The sequence below is a fragment of the Brevibacillus sp. FSL K6-6036 genome (assembly GCF_037964015.1).
GTDB lineage: Bacteria > Bacillota > Bacilli > Brevibacillales > Brevibacillaceae > Brevibacillus > Brevibacillus borstelensis.
Genome location: NZ_CP150173.1, coordinates 3,537,501 through 3,554,827, shown reverse-complemented (window position 1 = coordinate 3,554,827; position 17,327 = coordinate 3,537,501). Strand labels below are relative to the sequence as shown.

Annotated in this window: 18 protein-coding genes and 1 riboswitch; of the genes, 10 read left to right on the top strand and 8 right to left on the bottom strand. The window is 52.7% G+C overall.

All coding sequences use genetic code 11. The annotated features are described in order from the left end of the window. Positions 1 to 102 precede the first annotated feature (102 nt). Complete coding sequence (gene yjcZ, locus NST37_RS17960) at positions 103 to 201, bottom strand: sporulation protein YjcZ (protein ID WP_141334129.1); 99 nt, start codon at positions 199 to 201, stop codon at positions 103 to 105. Between the two features lie 197 nt (positions 202 to 398). Then, a riboswitch (glycine riboswitch) is annotated at positions 399 to 504 on the top strand. A 160-nt stretch (positions 505 to 664) separates the two neighbouring features. Between yjcZ and glyA the strand changes: the two genes are divergently transcribed. Further along, positions 665 to 1,906, top strand: a complete 1,242-nt coding sequence (glyA, locus tag NST37_RS17955; protein WP_003389207.1) for a serine hydroxymethyltransferase — start codon at positions 665 to 667, stop codon at positions 1,904 to 1,906. A gap of 255 nt (positions 1,907 to 2,161) precedes the next feature. Then, on the top strand, positions 2,162 to 2,944 hold the full coding sequence (codY, locus tag NST37_RS17950) for a GTP-sensing pleiotropic transcriptional regulator CodY (protein ID WP_031933103.1): 783 nt from the start codon (positions 2,162 to 2,164) through the stop codon (positions 2,942 to 2,944). Positions 2,945 to 3,125: 181 nt separating this feature from the next. Here codY and NST37_RS17945 read toward each other — a convergent pair whose 3' ends face one another. Next, positions 3,126 to 4,451, bottom strand: coding sequence for an MFS transporter (locus NST37_RS17945; RefSeq protein WP_003389210.1), 1,326 nt, complete (start codon positions 4,449 to 4,451; stop codon positions 3,126 to 3,128). After that, positions 4,423 to 5,142: a helix-turn-helix domain-containing protein gene (locus tag NST37_RS17940; protein ID WP_024982846.1), complete on the bottom strand. Its 720-nt coding sequence runs from the start codon at positions 5,140 to 5,142 to the stop codon at positions 4,423 to 4,425. The genes NST37_RS17945 and NST37_RS17940 overlap by 29 nt, the downstream gene beginning before the upstream one ends. Before the next feature lie 168 nt (positions 5,143 to 5,310). Between NST37_RS17940 and NST37_RS17935 the strand changes: the two genes are divergently transcribed. Together NST37_RS17935 and NST37_RS17930 are read left to right on the top strand one after the other, a co-directional pair. Beyond that, positions 5,311 to 6,522 (top strand): MFS transporter, encoded by a 1,212-nt coding sequence (locus NST37_RS17935; protein ID WP_339185624.1) that lies wholly within the window; start codon positions 5,311 to 5,313, stop codon positions 6,520 to 6,522. 116 nt (positions 6,523 to 6,638) lie between these two features. Then, complete coding sequence (locus tag NST37_RS17930; protein ID WP_327925900.1) at positions 6,639 to 8,000, top strand: MFS transporter; 1,362 nt, start codon at positions 6,639 to 6,641, stop codon at positions 7,998 to 8,000. Here the strand turns inward: NST37_RS17930 and NST37_RS17925 are convergent. Next, the gene (locus NST37_RS17925) at positions 7,920 to 8,699 is read right to left on the bottom strand and encodes an SDR family NAD(P)-dependent oxidoreductase (RefSeq protein WP_003389217.1); all 780 of its coding nucleotides are present in this window, start codon (positions 8,697 to 8,699) and stop codon (positions 7,920 to 7,922) included. The genes NST37_RS17930 and NST37_RS17925 overlap by 81 nt on opposite strands. Before the next feature lie 107 nt (positions 8,700 to 8,806). Between NST37_RS17925 and NST37_RS17920 the strand changes: the two genes are divergently transcribed. After that, positions 8,807 to 9,031, top strand: coding sequence for a DUF1540 domain-containing protein (locus NST37_RS17920; protein ID WP_003389218.1), 225 nt, complete (start codon positions 8,807 to 8,809; stop codon positions 9,029 to 9,031). Positions 9,032 to 9,145: 114 nt separating this feature from the next. On the opposite strand, the gene NST37_RS17915 is transcribed toward NST37_RS17920, so the two are convergent. Next, positions 9,146 to 9,745, bottom strand: a complete 600-nt coding sequence (locus tag NST37_RS17915) for a nucleotidase (RefSeq protein WP_024982842.1) — start codon at positions 9,743 to 9,745, stop codon at positions 9,146 to 9,148. A gap of 91 nt (positions 9,746 to 9,836) precedes the next feature. Here NST37_RS17915 and NST37_RS17910 point away from each other — a divergent pair, with 91 nt between their 5' ends. Beyond that, positions 9,837 to 10,415, top strand: a complete 579-nt coding sequence (locus NST37_RS17910; protein ID WP_024982841.1) for a DUF456 domain-containing protein — start codon at positions 9,837 to 9,839, stop codon at positions 10,413 to 10,415. 79 nt (positions 10,416 to 10,494) lie between these two features. Here NST37_RS17910 and NST37_RS17905 read toward each other — a convergent pair whose 3' ends face one another. After that, positions 10,495 to 11,025, bottom strand: a complete 531-nt coding sequence (locus tag NST37_RS17905) for an inosine/xanthosine triphosphatase (protein ID WP_003389221.1) — start codon at positions 11,023 to 11,025, stop codon at positions 10,495 to 10,497. Between the two features lie 111 nt (positions 11,026 to 11,136). On the opposite strand from NST37_RS17905, the gene dapF reads away from it, so the two are divergent. Beyond that, positions 11,137 to 12,009 carry a diaminopimelate epimerase gene (gene dapF / locus NST37_RS17900; RefSeq protein ID WP_031933098.1) on the top strand — a complete coding sequence of 291 codons (873 nt, stop codon included), beginning with the start codon at positions 11,137 to 11,139 and terminating at the stop codon, positions 12,007 to 12,009. 148 nt (positions 12,010 to 12,157) lie between these two features. On the opposite strand, the gene NST37_RS17895 is transcribed toward dapF, so the two are convergent. Continuing rightward, positions 12,158 to 13,387 carry a LysM peptidoglycan-binding domain-containing protein gene (locus NST37_RS17895; protein WP_339185623.1) on the bottom strand — a complete coding sequence of 410 codons (1,230 nt, stop codon included), beginning with the start codon at positions 13,385 to 13,387 and terminating at the stop codon, positions 12,158 to 12,160. 198 nt (positions 13,388 to 13,585) lie between these two features. Next, a complete protein-coding gene (locus tag NST37_RS17890; protein WP_003389224.1) occupies positions 13,586 to 13,726 on the bottom strand; it encodes a hypothetical protein in 141 nt (46 codons plus the stop codon). Positions 13,727 to 14,070: 344 nt separating this feature from the next. Between NST37_RS17890 and NST37_RS17885 the strand changes: the two genes are divergently transcribed. Genes NST37_RS17885 through NST37_RS17875 form a run of 3 tightly spaced genes read left to right on the top strand, consistent with a single transcriptional unit; the run spans position 14,071 to position 17,272 of the window. Next, positions 14,071 to 15,219 (top strand): cysteine desulfurase family protein, encoded by a 1,149-nt coding sequence (locus NST37_RS17885; protein ID WP_003389225.1) that lies wholly within the window; start codon positions 14,071 to 14,073, stop codon positions 15,217 to 15,219. Between the two features lie 19 nt (positions 15,220 to 15,238). Beyond that, a complete protein-coding gene (gene thiI, locus NST37_RS17880) occupies positions 15,239 to 16,438 on the top strand; it encodes a tRNA uracil 4-sulfurtransferase ThiI (RefSeq protein ID WP_003389226.1) in 1,200 nt (399 codons plus the stop codon). Positions 16,439 to 16,495: 57 nt separating this feature from the next. Next, positions 16,496 to 17,272, top strand: a complete 777-nt coding sequence (locus NST37_RS17875) for a fumarylacetoacetate hydrolase family protein (RefSeq protein WP_003389228.1) — start codon at positions 16,496 to 16,498, stop codon at positions 17,270 to 17,272. Positions 17,273 to 17,327: the final 55 nt, after the last annotated feature.

Below are 17,327 nucleotides of genomic sequence, written 5' to 3'. Positions count from 1 at the left end.
GGAGGTGCAGTTCAATTCCCGCGTTTTTATAACGATATGGGAGCTCGCCCACGGTCTGCCCAATCAATCATCCATGAAGAAGCGAACGGTTTGCAATCTTTGCTAACAATCTTCCGAACATCCGACAATCGAGAGCAGAATAAACAGCACCAGAATAAGACCGATACCGTTAAACCCGCCGCTCTTGAACAGACTACTCATGCAAGCATCCTCCTTTGTTTGAATGGGTTCCCTGCTATCGTATTTACGGGCGGGCCTTTCGGTGTTAGGGCGACTACCCATTTTGGGCGACAGGCCGCAGACTGGATCATTCTCAAGAACAATTGATATTCTATTCGAAATATTATTGACAATGTTGAATCCCTTGACGTATGATTCGAAGTAATTGCATAGAGCGGATGACGATTGTGGGAGAGACCGGACCGAAGCGCCCGGCACCGAAGGAGCAAGTCCCAAAAATCCTTGGGAAAGAATCTCTCAGGTACAAGGTACCACAATTGGACGCACCTCTGGAGAGAGCGAACAGCCACCCAAGGGGAAGACTCCCGTGTCAGGAGTTAAACTCTCAGGTAAAAGGACAGAGGAGAGGTAGATTACGTGCTATCTATCTTTCCCTTGTCCTTTTTTGCGTTCGGGAAAGATGGGAGCCAAGGGAGGAATATCGATGAGCTTGCAGGATCACGACAAGGAAATTTTTGAAGCGATCGAAGCGGAACGCCAGCGCCAGCTCGGGACGCTGGAGTTGATCGCATCGGAAAACTTTGTGAGTCAGGACGTTTTGGACGCCATGGGATCGGTTCTGACCAACAAGTATGCGGAAGGCTATCCCGGAAAGCGGTATTACGGCGGCTGCGAGCACGTGGATGTAGTCGAACGCTTGGCGATCGAGCGGGTATCAAAGCTGTTTGGAGCAGCCTATGCCAATGTCCAGCCTCACTCCGGCGCACAGGCGAACACGGCCGTGTTCTTTTCGCTGCTGCAGCCGGGAGATACCTTCATGGGAATGAATCTGTCGCACGGTGGCCATCTGACGCATGGAAGTCCGGTCAGCCTCTCGGGAAAGTGGTTTAATGTCGTGGCATACGGGGTCCGCGAAGAGGATCACCTGATCGATTATGACGAAGTGGAAGCGATTGCCCGCCGGGAAAAGCCGAAGATCATCATCGCAGGCGGCAGCGCCTATTCGCGGACGCTTGATTTCGCCCGCTTTCGCGAGATCGCCGAGCAGGCAGGAGCAAAGCTGATGGTAGACATGGCTCATATCGCCGGCTTGGTGGCGGCGGGCGTGCATCCTTCGCCCGTTCCCCATGCTGACGTCGTGACAAGTACCACGCATAAGACGCTGAGAGGACCGCGCGGCGGCATTGTGTTAACGAATGACGAGGAGATCGCAAAGGGCGTAAACAAAGCGATATTCCCAGGTATTCAGGGCGGGCCGCTGATGCATATCATAGCGGCAAAGGCAGTCTCTTTTAAAGAAGCGCTGCAGCCCGAGTTCAAGAGATACGCTGAGCAAGTGGTGAAAAACGCAAAGGCTCTCGCCGAGACCTTGCTCGAAGAAGGAGCGAGACTGGTTTCGGGGGGCACGGACAATCACCTGCTGCTTCTCGACGTTCGCGTCTTCGGACTGACAGGAAAGGAAGCGGAGCGGCTGTTGGAAGAAGCGGGCATCACCGTCAACAAAAACACGATTCCGTTTGATCCGGAAAGCCCGTTTGTCACCAGCGGGATTCGCATCGGCACTGCCGCTGCCACCACAAGGGGCATGAAAGAAGCGGAAATGAAGACCATCGGACGATCGATTGCTGCTGTTCTGAAAGGAAAAGGAGATCCGTCCGTTCGAGATACGATCAGTCAGTTATGTGCTGCCTATCCGCTCTACAGTCGCGCTTCAGTTTTGCGCTGACGGAGGCTGGCGATGATTTACAAATTGAGCAACCCGGCGGAAGTAAGCGAATTGCTTTCTGCAGAACAGTACATGTCGTTTGTTTCAGAAGAGTAGGAAGCGGCTCCTGCGGGAATGGTGGAACGGACAGGTCCTTTATGGCATAAACCATAAGGGGCCTGTTCTTTTATTGTCTATTTTTTGATTTGCATGTATAAGCCGGGATTTTTCTGACAATACTGCGACTATACATAACCGCAAGGAGGAAAAAATGGAATGAATTTACTGGAGAAAACTAGAAGGATTAACGTCATGCTGCAAAAGACGATGGGAGGAAGCGGGGTAGGGTATCATGATCTGGCTCGGCTGCTGGCCGATGTGATTGGCGCGAACGTCTACATCGTGACGGCAGACGGGACGATTCTCGGAAACGGGGTTCGGGAGGATTTTGGCATCGGACAGGGGCAGGACGGCCGGTCAGGCGCAATGCTGCCATACGGCTACAATCAAAAGCTTTTGGAAGTCAATCAGTCTCTGGCCAATGAGGGGGTACAAAGCCCGTACAGCATGGTACCAGAGGAGCTGTTGCCGCTCTTCCCGCAAATGATGACGACCATCGTTCCGATCAACGCAGGCGGAAGCCGTTTGGGTACCCTCGTATTGCTGCGTGCTTACGGCACTTTTGAAACAGAGGATCTGATCCTGGCCGAAATCGGGGCAACCGTAATCGGCATGAAAATTGTCCGTCAGCGCACGGAACAAATTGAAAATGAAGTTCGCGACAAGACCTTTGCCAAAATCGCGCTTTCCTCCCTTTCCTACAGTGAGCAAATCGCCATCGAAAAAATCATGGAACAGCTCGATGCCAAAGAAGGCCTGCTCGTCGCAAGCCAGTTGGCCGATCAGGCCGGACTGACCCGTTCCGTCATCGTCAACGCGCTCAGAAAGCTTGCCAGTGCAGGTGTGCTGGAATCCCGTTCTCTCGGGATGAAAGGGACCTACATCAAAGTATTGAACGACAAATTCCCGTCCGAATTGGCGAAGTGGAAGACGTCCTAAAGCGAAAATGCCCAATCCAATGCGGATCGGGCGTTTTTCTTTTTGCAGGTGATGGAAAGAGGCAGGAGGGGAGCGTGTGTGCCGGGCGCGCAGAACGCTCTGAACGCCCCGAACGCTTTGAACGCTCTGAACGCTCCAAAGGCTCCAAACGCCCCGAACGCGCCTGCCTCCCTTGCCCCGGTCAAACAGACAGCGTGGTTTGCGGTTTTTCTTGCTCCTGCTGCTTTTTGGCACCTTGCTGAGCCCATAGCGGATGCTGCTCCGCCTCCCTAAAGTGGCGAAACAGGATCAGACTCATCCCGAGCAAGCCGACAGCAATTCCGCCGACGAGAAGCAGCGTACCGGCTTCCAACATCTTTGTTTCAAGCAGGAATGAGCAAAGGGCATAGCTGACCGGACCGAGTCCGATGGACATCGTTGTCAGCAAAGACATGACTCTGCCCAACATGTGGGCGGGGACGATGGTCTGAATGTAGGTGATCAAAGGGATGTTGGTCATCGCCATCGTTATTCCCACAAGCAGCATCATCGACAGACCGAACGGCAGAACATGCATAAAGGAAACGGCAAGGATGCCTGCCCCCATCAGACCGAGGAAGAACGGAAGCAGCAGAAAGCGTCCGCGAAAGCCATTGCAGGCGCCGGTAATGACTCCGCCAATGATCGTGCCGACTCCGAGAGAAGTGCTCAGAGAGCTGTAAGCATTGCTGTCCCAGCCCAATTGCTTGACGAGGAGCGGCAGCCCCATGTTGACAGGACCTGAGAACATCATGTTTACGACCAGCGAGGTTCCGAAGATGATCATCAGCACCGGGATGGTTTTGGCAAAGAGGATTCCTTCAAAAATCTGCCGGAAAAAGGAGGGTTCTTTTGTTTGGCGTGAGGTGTCAATTTCCTCTGCCGGCTCCAGACGAAGGGTAGAAATGATCAGTGTACCGATGAAAAAGGCGGCTGCCATGACAAGAAAGGTCGCGGGATAGCTGGTCAACCGCATCAAGAGCGCTGCCGTGAGCGGACCGCCGACAAGGCTGATCTGCTGTGCGATTTCCATAAGGCTGTTGGCGGGAGCAAGCTGCTCGCGGGAGACGACAAAAGGCAGGACGCTGCTTCTCGCAGGCCAGAAGAAAGCGTCGACGGTACCGAACAGGAAGGCTGTGAGATACGCGGCATAAGGCAGCCAATGACCGGTTTCCTGCAGCAGCAGCAAGCCGAAGGCGCCCAGGACAACTCCGCGGGCCAGGATGGAGCCAAACATGATCCACTTTCGGTTGTACTTGTCAGCCGCGACGCCCCCCACCAGCATAAAGAGCAGGCGCGGGATGGACATGCACATCAGTGTCGTCCCGAGAACCGCTTCTGATCCGGTCTTGTCGACGATAAACCAGGACAAGGCGATAAAAAAAGCGCCGTCAGCCAACGCTGAGATCAGATTGCCGATCCAGAGGCGGAGAAACTGGCTGTTGCGCCAGAGAACCGGATTAGGTGACGGAGTTGCCGTCATCGTCATTGGCGTCAGCCCTCCTGCTAATTTTTCCGACTGTCGTATCGTTGATAAATTCATAGCCGTCCGGCAGCGACTCGTCTTCCGCTACGTAAACGCGTTCATTCGTCATGAATCCGACGTGGACGAAATAAAATACTTCATTCGTATCTTCGATTTCCCCCGCGGCAATCCGGCGCAGGTGTCTTTCCTCAATATCGCCCAATTCCTTCAGGAGCTCGCGGTATTTGTCCAGCCATGCGTTGATTTCATCCCGCGGGCCTTTTATCTCGCCATTGCAGCCAAAAAGCGGCGGCCGTTTGGATTCCTCGGCAAAGTACAGGAAGCTCTCTTCCGGAGCATTGTACAGACGGGTTATGCTGCTGCGAAGATGGTTCAGCATCGTTTCCTGCATCAGCACGGTATCGTCTTTGAGGGACGGCAAGAGGGCGTCGCTTACTTTGAAGTCGTATGCTTTGGAGCGATAAAACTTTTGCACGATCCCGTTTTTTTCTTCCGTTCGAACGACTTCGATGAAGCCGTGATGCTCCAGCTCTTTCAGATGATAGTGCACCTTGGAGGGAGAGAGGGAAAGCTGGGTAGCCAGTTGCTTGCCGGTCTGTTCTTCCCGGACCAGCAGGTTGATGATCTCCATCCGAAGGGCGTCGCTGATTGCTTTCAGTTGCTCCGGGTTTTCGATGACCATGTAACGTTTCAAACGTAATCCACCTTTCAATGTGAAGTGAACGTATGTTATTTTTCAAACGTTCAAATTTTATTGAACGTATTGTAACAACAGAATGACTGGTAGCGCAAGAGGATTCTGCTTTTTTTCACAAATAGTGTTACAATACGGAAAAAAACGGTGAAAGGACAAGAGTAGAGCATGTCATCGATTCTTAAACACCCCGTCTTTCGCCGTCTATACGCGGCACACATCATTCACATCGTCGGAAATGAATTCACCTTTATCGCGGTTGTGGGTCTGCTGCAGGATCTCAGCGGCTCTGGCCTGTCGTTTGCGGCCGTTACGGTTTTTCGGATGCTGCCCTATGTAATCACGAGCTTGTTTTCAGGGGCACTGCTGGAAAACTGGGACAAGCGAAGAGTGATGATCATCGTGAATTTTTTGCGGGGGGTCCTGGTCAGCCTCTTTTTCTGGATCACGACACCCGCGTACCTATGGGCCGTTTTTTTGCTGTTAATTCTGGTCAACGTCTGCAGCGCCTTTTTTCAACCGGCCATGCAGGTAGCCATCGTCCAGTCGGTAAAGCAGGAGGACAGACTGCAAGCCAATTCGCTGTTGCAAGGAACGACGTCCTTTCTGATTATTGTCTGTCAGGGAGTAGCTGCGTTTTTGGTCTATTATTTTTCCTACCGATTTAATTTTCTCCTCGACGCCGCCTGTTATTTCGTCTCGCTGTTGATCCTGTTAAAGCTGCCGTCTCTCAGCGGCACGGAGATGAAAACGAGCATCGGCTTTTTCACGAGACTGCGGGAAGGAATTGACTATATCCGCACGGTTCCGAAAATCAAGTCTGTGCTGCTGTATCAAATGGCGGAACGAATGCTCGGCGCGTATTACATCATGCTGATGTTCCATATCTTGCAGGAGCGCAAAGAAGGCTTGTACGTCTTTGGTCTGCTTGATATACCGCTGGGACTGGGGGGAGTATTGGCCGGTGTTGTCGTGAGCAGGTGGGCAGACCGGGCCGGAGAAAAGGGAGTCAATACTGCGCTTGGCTGGGCCTTGGTAGCCATGAGCCTTTCCGTCTACGGGATGTTCCATTCAGGGCCTATCCTGGTGCTTGCGGTGGCCACCCTGTTTTGCGCTTTTGCTTCCTTCAGCTCTTCGATCATGGCGGTGACTCGTCTGCAGCGCTTGACGGATGCGGAATTTCTGGCCAGGGTCTTTTCGATCAGGGAGATGCTCACGATGGGGAGCTTTGCGGTGGGATGTCTGATCGTAGGCTACGGCGCGGAAAAAGCAGGGAGCTCGCTCGTTTCCACAGGTTTGGCCATTTTTGGAGTGATCGCCGGGCTGATTTGGCTTCTGGCAGCGCGGAGCCTTAAAGAACAGAAAAAAGAAGCAGTATAGCAGTTGCACATTCTCCTATCAGGAACACCTTTTTTGCATGATCGGCGCAAAAGAGGTGTTTTTTGTTCCCAATTAATCAATTTATATATTTTAATAAACATACTAGTTGAAAATGTATGTATTATAAATTAAAATGGTTGAAAAAGTGGAAAAAAGAGGAGATGCATGTGAAGGAACTTTGGAATCATTCCGGTTTTCGCTGGTACTGGACGGGATTGTTTTTGTCCTCGCTGGGAAATTCGTTTGGCTGGATGGCCCTCTCCTGGTTTGTGATGAAAAAGACGGGCTCGCCTGTGGCGATGGGGGGCGTCGTTCTTGCGTTCATGCTTTCATCGGTCGCGGCAGGTCTCGTCGTCGGGGTGCTGCTGGATCGCTTTAACCGGCGCAGACTCATTATTTGGGACAACATTTTGCGCGGCTTGATTTACATAGCGCTTGTCCTGGTGCTTCAGTCGGATTCGCTGCCGCTGTGGACAGTTTATGCCTTGATTATCATGGCGGGGCTGCTCTCGCCGCTCAGCAGCTCGGGAGCACAGGCGCTTCTGCCCCGACTGGTTCCGGACAAAAATCTGTTGGTAAGAGCAAACGGCTTGATGGAAAGCCAGTGGCAGATGACCGGTTTGTTCGGACCGGCCCTGGCAGGAATGTTGATCGCCTTGATCGGAGAGAGCATGGTCCTTTTGGTAGATGCATGTGCCATGTTCCTATGCGCGTTTTGTTTTTACCGCATTTCTGCTGAGTCGCTGGATGATGCTTCTCAGCAAAGCGCTGCGGGCAAGCCGGGGGAATTTTTTCGCTCGCTTGCAGCCGATATTTTGACCGGGTACCGCTTTCTTTTTAAACGGTCACAGCTCGTTTGGCTCATTCTGTTTACGTTTTTCTTCAACATGGCGTACGGCCCTGTCGAGGTTGCCCTGCCGCTTTATGCCGATCAGCTTCTGAAGGGAGGATCGCTTTCGCTCGGTCTGCTGTGGTCGGCGCTGGCAGGAGGAGCGCTGCTCGGTTCCGTCCTGTTCTCAGCGGTCACCTGGAGGATCTCTACCGGCGTCACGCTCTCCTCGATCATTGTCCTGTGGGGAATCACCACGCTACCGCTGGCTTTCTTTTCGCGAACAGATGTGGCCATTATCGCCATGGGGTTGGCAGGGCTGAGCTTTACCCCCTACAACATCATGTATCGCAGCTATTTGCAAAAAAACATTCCTTCTGAAATGCTGGGTCGTGTCTTGACGAGTGTGAGGACCATTACCGGAACGGGGATGCCGGCGGGGGCCGGCATCTCCGGTGTGCTGATTCCGCTGCTCGGATTGCAGGGGCTTCTCGGAGCTGCGTCTGCTGCTTGTATCGTAATTGGACTTTTCGCCTTCCCGCTTCTGCGAGGGCTTGATTCTTCCGGGCTACTTGCGGTTCAGGAGGGGAGCGGCCAAACGCTTCAGCCCGCTCGGCAGGAGGAGATAAAAAAGGGAGAGCAGGTGTAGGCGGCGGGGCATGGCTGCTTCATCCCGCTTGCGTTTGACAGCGCGGAGAATAAGCTTCGCCGTTTCCTCCGGAGTGAGCAGATAACGGGCGACCTTTCCCCGATAAGCGCCTGACTGATCGGCCCGATTTAAAAATGGAGTGTCGATTGGGCCGGGCAGGACGCTGGTGACGAATATACCGGTGTCAGCCAGCTCGTGGCGAAGCCCTTCGCTAAACCGATTGACGGCTGCCTTGCTGCCGGCGTAAACAGCCGCTTTGGCTGTTGCGACTTGTCCCGCCAATGAGCCGATATTGACGATGTGTCCGGAGTTTGCCGCCAGCATCAGAGGCAAGAGGGCGTGGGTCATGTAAAGCAGGCCCGATATATTGGTGTCTACAATCTGTTTGATTTGCTGCAGGTCCATATCTGCAAAAGGTGCAAACAAGGCTGTGCCGGCATTGTTGTACAAAAGATCGCACGTTCCGTAGTTTTGTTTGATCCAGTCGGCGAGCTTGGCACAACCGTCGGCGTCGGTGACATCGAGCAAATAGCAGCGGAGGTTGTCCGGGTTCCCCAACTGTTCGCGCAGGGCTGTCAGTCCTGCCTCCGATCGCCCGGTGGCAATGACCTGATCGCCTTGTTCGAGATGCAGACGAGCCAGCGCCCCGCCCAGTCCTCCCGTAGCGCCGGTGATGACGACAACTTGCCGTTTATCCATGAATACTCACCCTTCGATGGTTCTTTTTAGCAAACAGGTCAATCTATATATGGAAAGTATAAGTGGTTGGCATGTGGTGAAGGATAGCCCCTAGGGGGTGAATATACATGCCAGTAGTAAAGTGCAGTGTAGCCAACTGTGAGTATTGGAGCGAGGGCAACAACTGTAATGCCGACATGATCATGGTGGAAATCGACGCGCACGCGGATGCGAACTTTAAAGAAGAGTTTGCAGGCGAGTACGGCCATGACAGCGAGCACAAGGACAAGGCAGATACTTCTTCCCAAACCTGTTGTCACACCTTCAAACCGAAAAAAACAGCAAAGAAGTAAATCCATCGTAGCAAGGAAAAAGACGTATCCCACGGCTGGTGATACGTCTTTTCCAATTCCTTTGCCTGTCGCCCTCGGGCAAGGGGGCGGCTCAGACGTCTACTTTCAGCTTAGCTATGATTGCGAGCCGAGGAGGCGTTTGATCGGCAGCGACTCCACCAAGGCATCGACCTGCTCCCAGGAATGAACGCGGTGGACAAGCTCAGGCAGAGTTCCCTGATTGTACGGGGTATCAAACAACAGGATAGGAATCTCCAGCGCTTCGGACAACTGGAGAGCATTTTCCAAACGGTCCTCAAGGAACAAGTCCACGTTCCATCTTTGGGCAGCGGCAAGCTTGTCGTGAGAACCGATCAAATCCAGCTCATGAAAAGGAATTCGGTACCGGGAGAACCAATTGAGCGTGACTTCCCGGTGGCGCGCCTCCCGGGCACTGATGTAGATCAGGCGATGGCGGTTGAACCAGCTACGCAAGATCAGATCAGCCGTTCCATGCACAGGGGCTTCATCGTACAAACGTTCACCATGCTTGTCCAGCCAGTCGGCAAACGCTTCATCACTAATGCCGTAGACCTCGGCCAGGTTGTAGACAAAACAGTCTTCGTACCGCAAATGTTTGCCAAAGCTCTCGTTCATCATAGGCACGATACTGCTAGGTTCCGTGACCGTTCCATCAATATCAATGCCAATTGTTAGGGTTCTCTCTGGTTTCATCCTCTCGCCTCCAGTTTAAATTGTACACCCAAGGCAGAGAATAAGGCTACTTCCTTCACCACAATCCTTGTAAAAAGGGGCTGAGCTTAACATGGCGTACGACGAAAACGAGCGTATGAATGCTGAGCGGAAGGAAGCAGACAACGGGCCCGCCGAAATGGTGGATCAGCGGGACACGGAGTTTGCTGTGGACAGCTGGATGGGTGCTGTGTTTAACCCTGACAGCAACAATGCCAAGCGGAACATCGATTACGACCCGCTGACACGCACCGAGCGGTACAATGGGGAACAGCAGAATGCCAACCTCGATGGCGACCTGACCCAAGCGAGGGAGGAAACTGAACACCCCCATTATACAGTCGAGCGTTCGGCAAAGGATTACCAGACTGAAACGGCGGCCGAAATTGCGGAGCCGATCCGTGGAACCCGCCGATCTGCCGAAACCAAGGCAGACCCTGAAAACGGCGCGAGCGGACTTGGAATGACGGGGCTTGGGCTATCCATCCTGTCACTCTTTTTGCTTCCGTACCTGATCGCGCCAGTCGGCTTTGTCCTGGGTTACCTTGCTTATCGCCGAGATGCCCGTACTCTCGGGACGTGGGCGATGATTATCGGGGTTGTAGCTGTTCTTGGCGCTTTGATCGTGTACCCCTATTATGTCGCCCGGTAGTCCTGTTTGACCGCCTCTCCCTTGGGAGGGGTGTTTCTTTTTTACAGGGGTGCAATGTACGCTCCCAGTATGAACGGAATTATTTATAGAAGGATGATAAAAATGGAGTCAGAGCCGCGAGTACGGCGTCACGAAAAACCTCGGCTCTTTGAATGCGGCCTTCGGTAAGCAAACCGTAAGCGCCCCCACGGTGGTTGCTTCCGGCAGTGCCGCTCCACTCGTCGATCACCGCAGACAGTTCGATTCCTTCCCGTTTTATACGATCCACGGCTGCACTTGGGATGGGAAAAGCAAGGCCCTTTCCGATCGAAAGCTGTTCTCCGTTCCAGGCGGCACATACGGAGATCAAATACCATTGGTTGGTATGGACACTGTCAAACGTAAGGCCTCCTTCTAATCCCAATCCGACAAATCCTTCACCTGCTTCGAGCCGGGCCGCTTTTGCCCGATTGATGGCGCCTTTGATCGTTTCTTCCTCGGATAGAGGCTGTCCGGATATGCCGGATGAAACGGATAGGCACACCGGTTCAGAGCCGGTAGCCATCCGAACCGCCTTTACCTTCGCTTCGTTGTTCGTGCCCAAAGCGTATTTCAGTGCGGAAAAATCCATTTGAACTACCCTCCACATGTATCGGTTACGGGTAGTATACCATGTCCCACGAAAGGATGTTCTGTGATAACATGAGGGGAGAAGAACGACGAAACGAGAGAGGAACCTGCGATGAAATTTACCAAGATGCATGGGCTGGGAAATGACTACGTCTATGTCAATTGTTTTGAGGAGCCCCTCCAGCAAGTCGATTTGCCGGAATTGGCCCGGAGGGTAAGTGATCGAAATTTCGGCATCGGCGGGGACGGATTGATTTTGATTATGCCTTCCGATGTGGCGGACTTTCGCATGAGAGTGTTCAACAATGATGGCAGTGAAGCCAAAAACTGCGGCAACGGGTTGCGCTGTGTCAGCAAATACGTCGTAGACCACGGTTTGACCAACAAGGAGTCGTTTACCGTGGAGACACTGGGGGGCATCGTCACTCCGCGTGTCCGGCTTGGTGCAAACGGCAGGGTGGAGCTGGTCACGATTGATATGGGAGAGCCGCGCTTTGCCCGTTCCGCGATTCCGATGACGGGGAGTCCGGATGAACAGGTGGTGGAGTATCCGCTCACGGTAGAGGGACGGACGTTTCCCATGACTGCCGTTTCGATGGGCAATCCCCATGCCATCCTGTTTGTAGAAGAGCTCAAGGAAGAGGATGTAACCGCATATGGGCCGCATATTGAGCGGCATGAGTGGTTTCCGGAGCGGACCAATGTCGAGTTTATTCAGGTACTGAATCGGCAGGAGCTGTTGTTTCGCGTGTGGGAACGCGGTTCCGGCGTGACGCTTGCATGCGGGACCGGGGCATGTGCCGCTGCTGTTGCCGCGAGTCTCAGCGGAAAAACAGACCGGACGGTAACCGTTCACTTGGCTGGCGGAGATTTGCTGATCGAGTGGCGGGAGAGCGATAATCGCGTCTATATGACCGGCCCTGCTACGGAAGTGTATCAAGGTGTGTATGGAGAACCGCTTCCGATGGTGGGAAGCGCAGAATAATTTGCGAATGACATGATACATGCCAAGTAAAGAATCCCGCCTTCAGCGAAAAGCCGAGGGCGGGATTTTGAATGGAAGAACCTGTTGGTACGTACGACTTTTCTGCTGGAACGATGCTGGGACGACTTGTCAGTTCCGCATCAAAGTCCTACCTGCTCCGACCCGCCGCTACTTTTACCGCTGCCTGATGATCCGGGTCGACCTGATTGTCTTTATGGCGAAGGCTGTTTGGGAAGTGGATGTCAAAATGACCGTCGAAATCATTGTCCGCTATGTATTCCATGCTATGCGGCATAGAAGTCATGGAGGCGGCCAGCTTCCTTCCCTTTACTTCGACGAGTACCGGACGGACGCTCCAGGAATAGGTCCCGCCCCATACCTCTTTGATGATCGCCGCGTCTTTTGCCGTCAGCGGCTCGGTATCCGAGTGGAATGCGCCGATGGTCCGCTTCACCTGAAAGCTTTTGCCGGTGTAAAAATCGGTTACTGTGGCGACAGCATTGATCGGAAACAGGTATTGTGCGGCTTCAAACCAGTCCAGATATTCGCCGTAGGATGCGCTCGGAGCAGAAGTGACCGGGATATGGTGAACGGGGATTTTTACGACTTGCCCGACTTGCAGGAAATCGTTTTCCGACAGATTGTTCACCCGCAAAAACTCGTCCCGGGGAATCCCGTACGCAATCGAGACCGTCCACGGTGTATCCCCTTTGACAACCGTGTAGGAAGTCGTGGTTACCCAAGGCTTGTCCTCGGCGGCAGGCGACTCTGCACCAGGTGTCTTATCGGCGGGTGTGGCCGATGTACTCTCGCTGCCCGCCGAAGAGGGGGGCGTATCAGTATGTTTCTGTGGAATGACCAGCTTTTGCCCAATCCACAACTCGGTCGTCTTCAACTGATTGGCATCCACGATGGCTTGAATGGATACTTGAAAACGATCAGCAATCTTCCACAGCATGTCCCCCTTTACGACCGTGTAGACAGAACCGGTTTGGGGAGCAGATGGATTCCCGGATACAGGGATCAAAAGCCTTTGTCCGACGAGAAGGTCTGTGCTTTGCAGTTTGTTGGCCTCGACAATAGCGGAAATGGTTGTACCGAATTTTCCGGCAATTTTCCACAGGACATCGCCGGATTGAACCGTGTATACCGGGGAAACTGGCGGTATGTAAAGAGATTGGCCCACGAAGAGCATGTCCGACTGTAGTTGATTGACCTGTTTGACCCGGGCAACGGTAACACCGTACCTTGCTGCGATATTCCCCAAGGTATCCCCGGCTTTGACTGTGATCGTCTGAGCGGAAGCGCTGGCGGCAGGAAGAAGTGAGAGCGCCAGGAGCGAGCTGATGGTCATGCGTTTCCAAGCTGTGCTGAACATGGTGTCTTTCCTCCTTGATGTTGAGCTCTTGTTGTGAAAATAGTGTAACAACAGTGTATATGGAGGAAACAGCTTCTTGCATTGGATAAATGCTTCCTCGATTGGCAAACGTACCCAGATCGTGAAAACAAAAAATGCGTGAAAGTCGGCACAGACAGTGCGTCCTTTCACGCTAACGGAAATCAACGATACGGATTGTCACCCGTTGTACACCTCATTTAGATAGGCTGTTTCTGCTTTGTCGATCTTCGCATGGTTCATTTTTGTCAGCTCCGCTTGAAGTCTTTTCAATTCGGCTTCCATTTTGCGGATTTTCTCTTGCATTGCTTGTGCAGTCATGATGATTTCTCTCCTCTTCGTTGTCTTTTATCTAAATTTACTGACTATTTTAACGAATGGGCAGCCGCCTGTAAAGAGCACTTTGGGAATGTAAGCGCTTGTAACTGTGACGGTTTCTTGACGATTAAAAATAATTGATCGTAACAGGCAGGCCGTCCATCTTGCCATAAGTCATGCATGCTTTCCCTAACAGCCTCTCGCTAGCTTCCGAAAACAGGTACTGACCACCCCCAAAACTGGGGAAAGTAAAGAAGTAGCGAGCTTCTCTCTATGTGGAAAGAAACAAGTCGTGTTATGATGAAAGGTAGACTTTGGGCAATCGCCAAACAGGAAGGTGTGGACTGGTGATTTATTTTGATAACAGCGCCACGACCCGACCGCATCCTCAAGTGATTGAGGTGGTCAAACGAGCGATGGAAACTTACTTTGGTAATCCCTCTTCGCTGCATCAAAAAGGGTTGGAGGCAGAAAACGTGCTGAAGCAGGCCCGTCTGGTAGCCGCTCAGTACCTCGGTTGCAAACCGTCGGAGATCCTGTTCACTTCTGGTGGAACGGAAAGCAACAACGCCGCAATCAAAGGAGTGGCGTTTCAATATCAGGGTAGGGGCAAGCATATTGTGACGACTAGCATCGAGCATCCTGCAGTGTACGATGTATGCAAGCAGCTTGAGAGCTTCGGTTTTTCCGTCACTTTCCTGCCTGTCGATCGCGATGGACGGGTGTCCGTCGAAGACGTCAAAAAAGCAGTTCGAGACGATACGATACTCGTGTCTGTCATGCATGTAAACAATGAGCTCGGGACGATTCAGCCAATCGCCGAAATTGGAGAATGGCTCAAACAATTCCCGAAAACCTTGTTTCATGTAGACGCTGTGCAAAGCTTTGGAAAGCTTCCGCTCCGTGTCAAAGAGTGGGGCATTGACCTTGCGAGCATTTCGGCTCACAAATTTCATGGTCCCCGTGGGACAGGGATTCTCTTTAAACGCGAGGGTCTGATCATCCAGCCGCTGCTGATGGGCGGGGGACAAGAGGGCGGTTTCCGGTCGGGAACCGAAAATCTTCCGGCGGTTGCCGGCATGGCCAAAGCGATCCGCATGTTGGCGGAGGAAGGAAAGCGCGATGCTGATCGATTGAGCGAGTTAACGCGATATTTGCGGGAAGGCCTTTCAAGCATATCTGGCTGCGTGATCAACACTCCCGCAGAGGGAAGTGCCCCGCATATCGTCAATGTCTCGTTTCCCGGAATGAAGGCAGAGGTTGTACTCCATGCCCTGGAGGAACGCGGTTTTCTCGTCTCTACGAAATCAGCCTGTTCGTCCAAAGCAGATGAACCGAGCAGGGTGCTGACAGCGACCGGAATGGACAGAGAGCAGGCTTTATCAGCGATCCGGATAAGCCTGGGAAGAGAGAATACGGCGGAAGAAGTCGAAAAGTTCATTGCTGCCGTGAGGGAAGTCGGCAGCATGCGCTCATATATGAAAGAAAAAGTGTAACGATGCAAAGGAGCGGACAATGAATTACGATGTTATTTTAATTCGATACGGCGAATTGGCCCTGAAAGGCAAAAATCGCGATTTGTTTGAAGAGGCGCTGGTGCGCAGCGTGAAAAGTGTATTGCGTTCCTTTTACAAGATTAAGGTTCGCCGCAATTACGGCCGTATGTATGTGGAGCTTCACGGAGAAGACTCCCAGGCTGTCATGGAACGCCTGAAGCGGGTATTTGGAATCTCTTCCTTCAGTCCGACGGTTCAGGTAGAGCCGGATGAAGAGCTGATTAAGGAAAAGTCGCTGGAGATGATCCGGCAAATCCAGCCGGAGCCAAGGACCTTTCGCGTGGAAACGCGGCGTGCCGACAAGCGGTTTCCGAAAACTTCGATGGAGGTCAGCCGGATGGTGGGCACGCATATCTTGCGCAATCTCCCTGCCATTAAAGTAGACGTTCATCAACCGGAGGCAGTCGTCAATATCGAAATCCGGGCTGAGGGGACGTACATTAGCTGCCAAACCATCCCGGGACCAGGCGGCTTGCCAGTAGGGTCCGGCGGCAAAGTGCTGCTGCTTCTGTCTGGCGGGATCGACAGTCCGGTCGCAGGCTGGATGATGATGAAGCGGGGAGTTACGCTGGAGGCGATCCATTTCCACAGCCCGCCGTTTACCAGTGAACGCTCGCTGGAAAAGGTGCGGGATCTGGCCCATAAGCTGACCAAATGGGGCGGAACTGTTCGGCTGCATGTGGTCCCTTTTACCGATATTCAGACGGCAATCCGGCAAAACTGCCCTGAAGACTACATGATTACGATTATGCGCCGCTTTATGATGAGGATTTCCGAGCGAATCGCGGATGACAACAACGCTTTGGCCTTGGCAACAGGGGAAAGCCTGGGGCAGGTTGCATCCCAAACACTCGAGAGCATGAATACGATCAACGATGTCGTATCCATTCCGATTCTGCGTCCTCTGATTGCCATGGATAAATCGGAGATCATGGACATTTCCAGAAGGATCGATACGTATGAGCTCTCCATTCTGCCTTTTGAGGACTGCTGCACGATCTTTACACCGAAAAAACCTGTCACGAGACCAAAACCGTATATGGCAGAGCGCTTCGAAGAAAAATTGGACGTGGATGCGATGGTCGAAGACGCAGTCAAGCGCACGGTGGTTGAAGAGATTACATCCAAACCTCGCGAAGTGATCAACGATTTGTTTTAGTTTTTTGCGTAAGCGGGTTTCATTAAATATGTGGAGACGAAAATCGGGGGGAGAACGATGATTGTCCGGTATGAACGCAATGGCAAGGTTAAGCACGGCTGGATGGTGGAAGAGGAGCAAAAGGTAAGGGTGATCGAGGGCGATATTTACAAAGTCCAGTCAGCCAAGCCCATTATGACCGGTTTGGAGCTGCCGCTAAGTGAGGTAACCCTGCTGGCCCCTTGTACGCCGAGCAAGGTCGTTTGCATTGGGGTAAATTATTTCGATCACGCTGAAGAGATGGGAATGGAAACACCCGAAGAGCCGTTGATGTTTCTAAAACCGTCGACGACGGTTGTAGGGCCGGGCGAACCGATTATTTATCCCCGGTTAACGAATCAGCTTCATTATGAAGCCGAATTGGCTGTCGTGATCAAAAAGCGGGCCCATCGTGTAAAAGCAGAGGAAGCGGAGGACTTTATTCTCGGATATACCTGCGCCATCGATGTAACCGCAAGAGACCTCCAGCATAAGGACGGCCAGTGGACGAGATCGAAAAGCTTTGATACATTTTGTCCGCTTGGACCTGCGATTGCCGCCAAATTGGATCATCGGGACGCACGCATAGTCACTCGGGTAAATGGAGAGGTACGGCAGGATGCTTCCACGCGGCAGATGATTTTTCCTGTCCCCCGTTTGATTGAGGCAGTATCGGCGGTTATGACTCTTTTGCCGGGAGATGTAATTCTAACGGGAACCCCCGTTGGAGTAGGGGAGCTTCATCCTGGTGATGAGATTTCCGTTACGATCGAGGGTATCGGTACCCTCGCTACCCATGTCATCGCTGAATCATAATGTGTATGCATGACCTGGCTTCAAATAGTAAGCTCACCTCTCCTTTGCGGGCAGG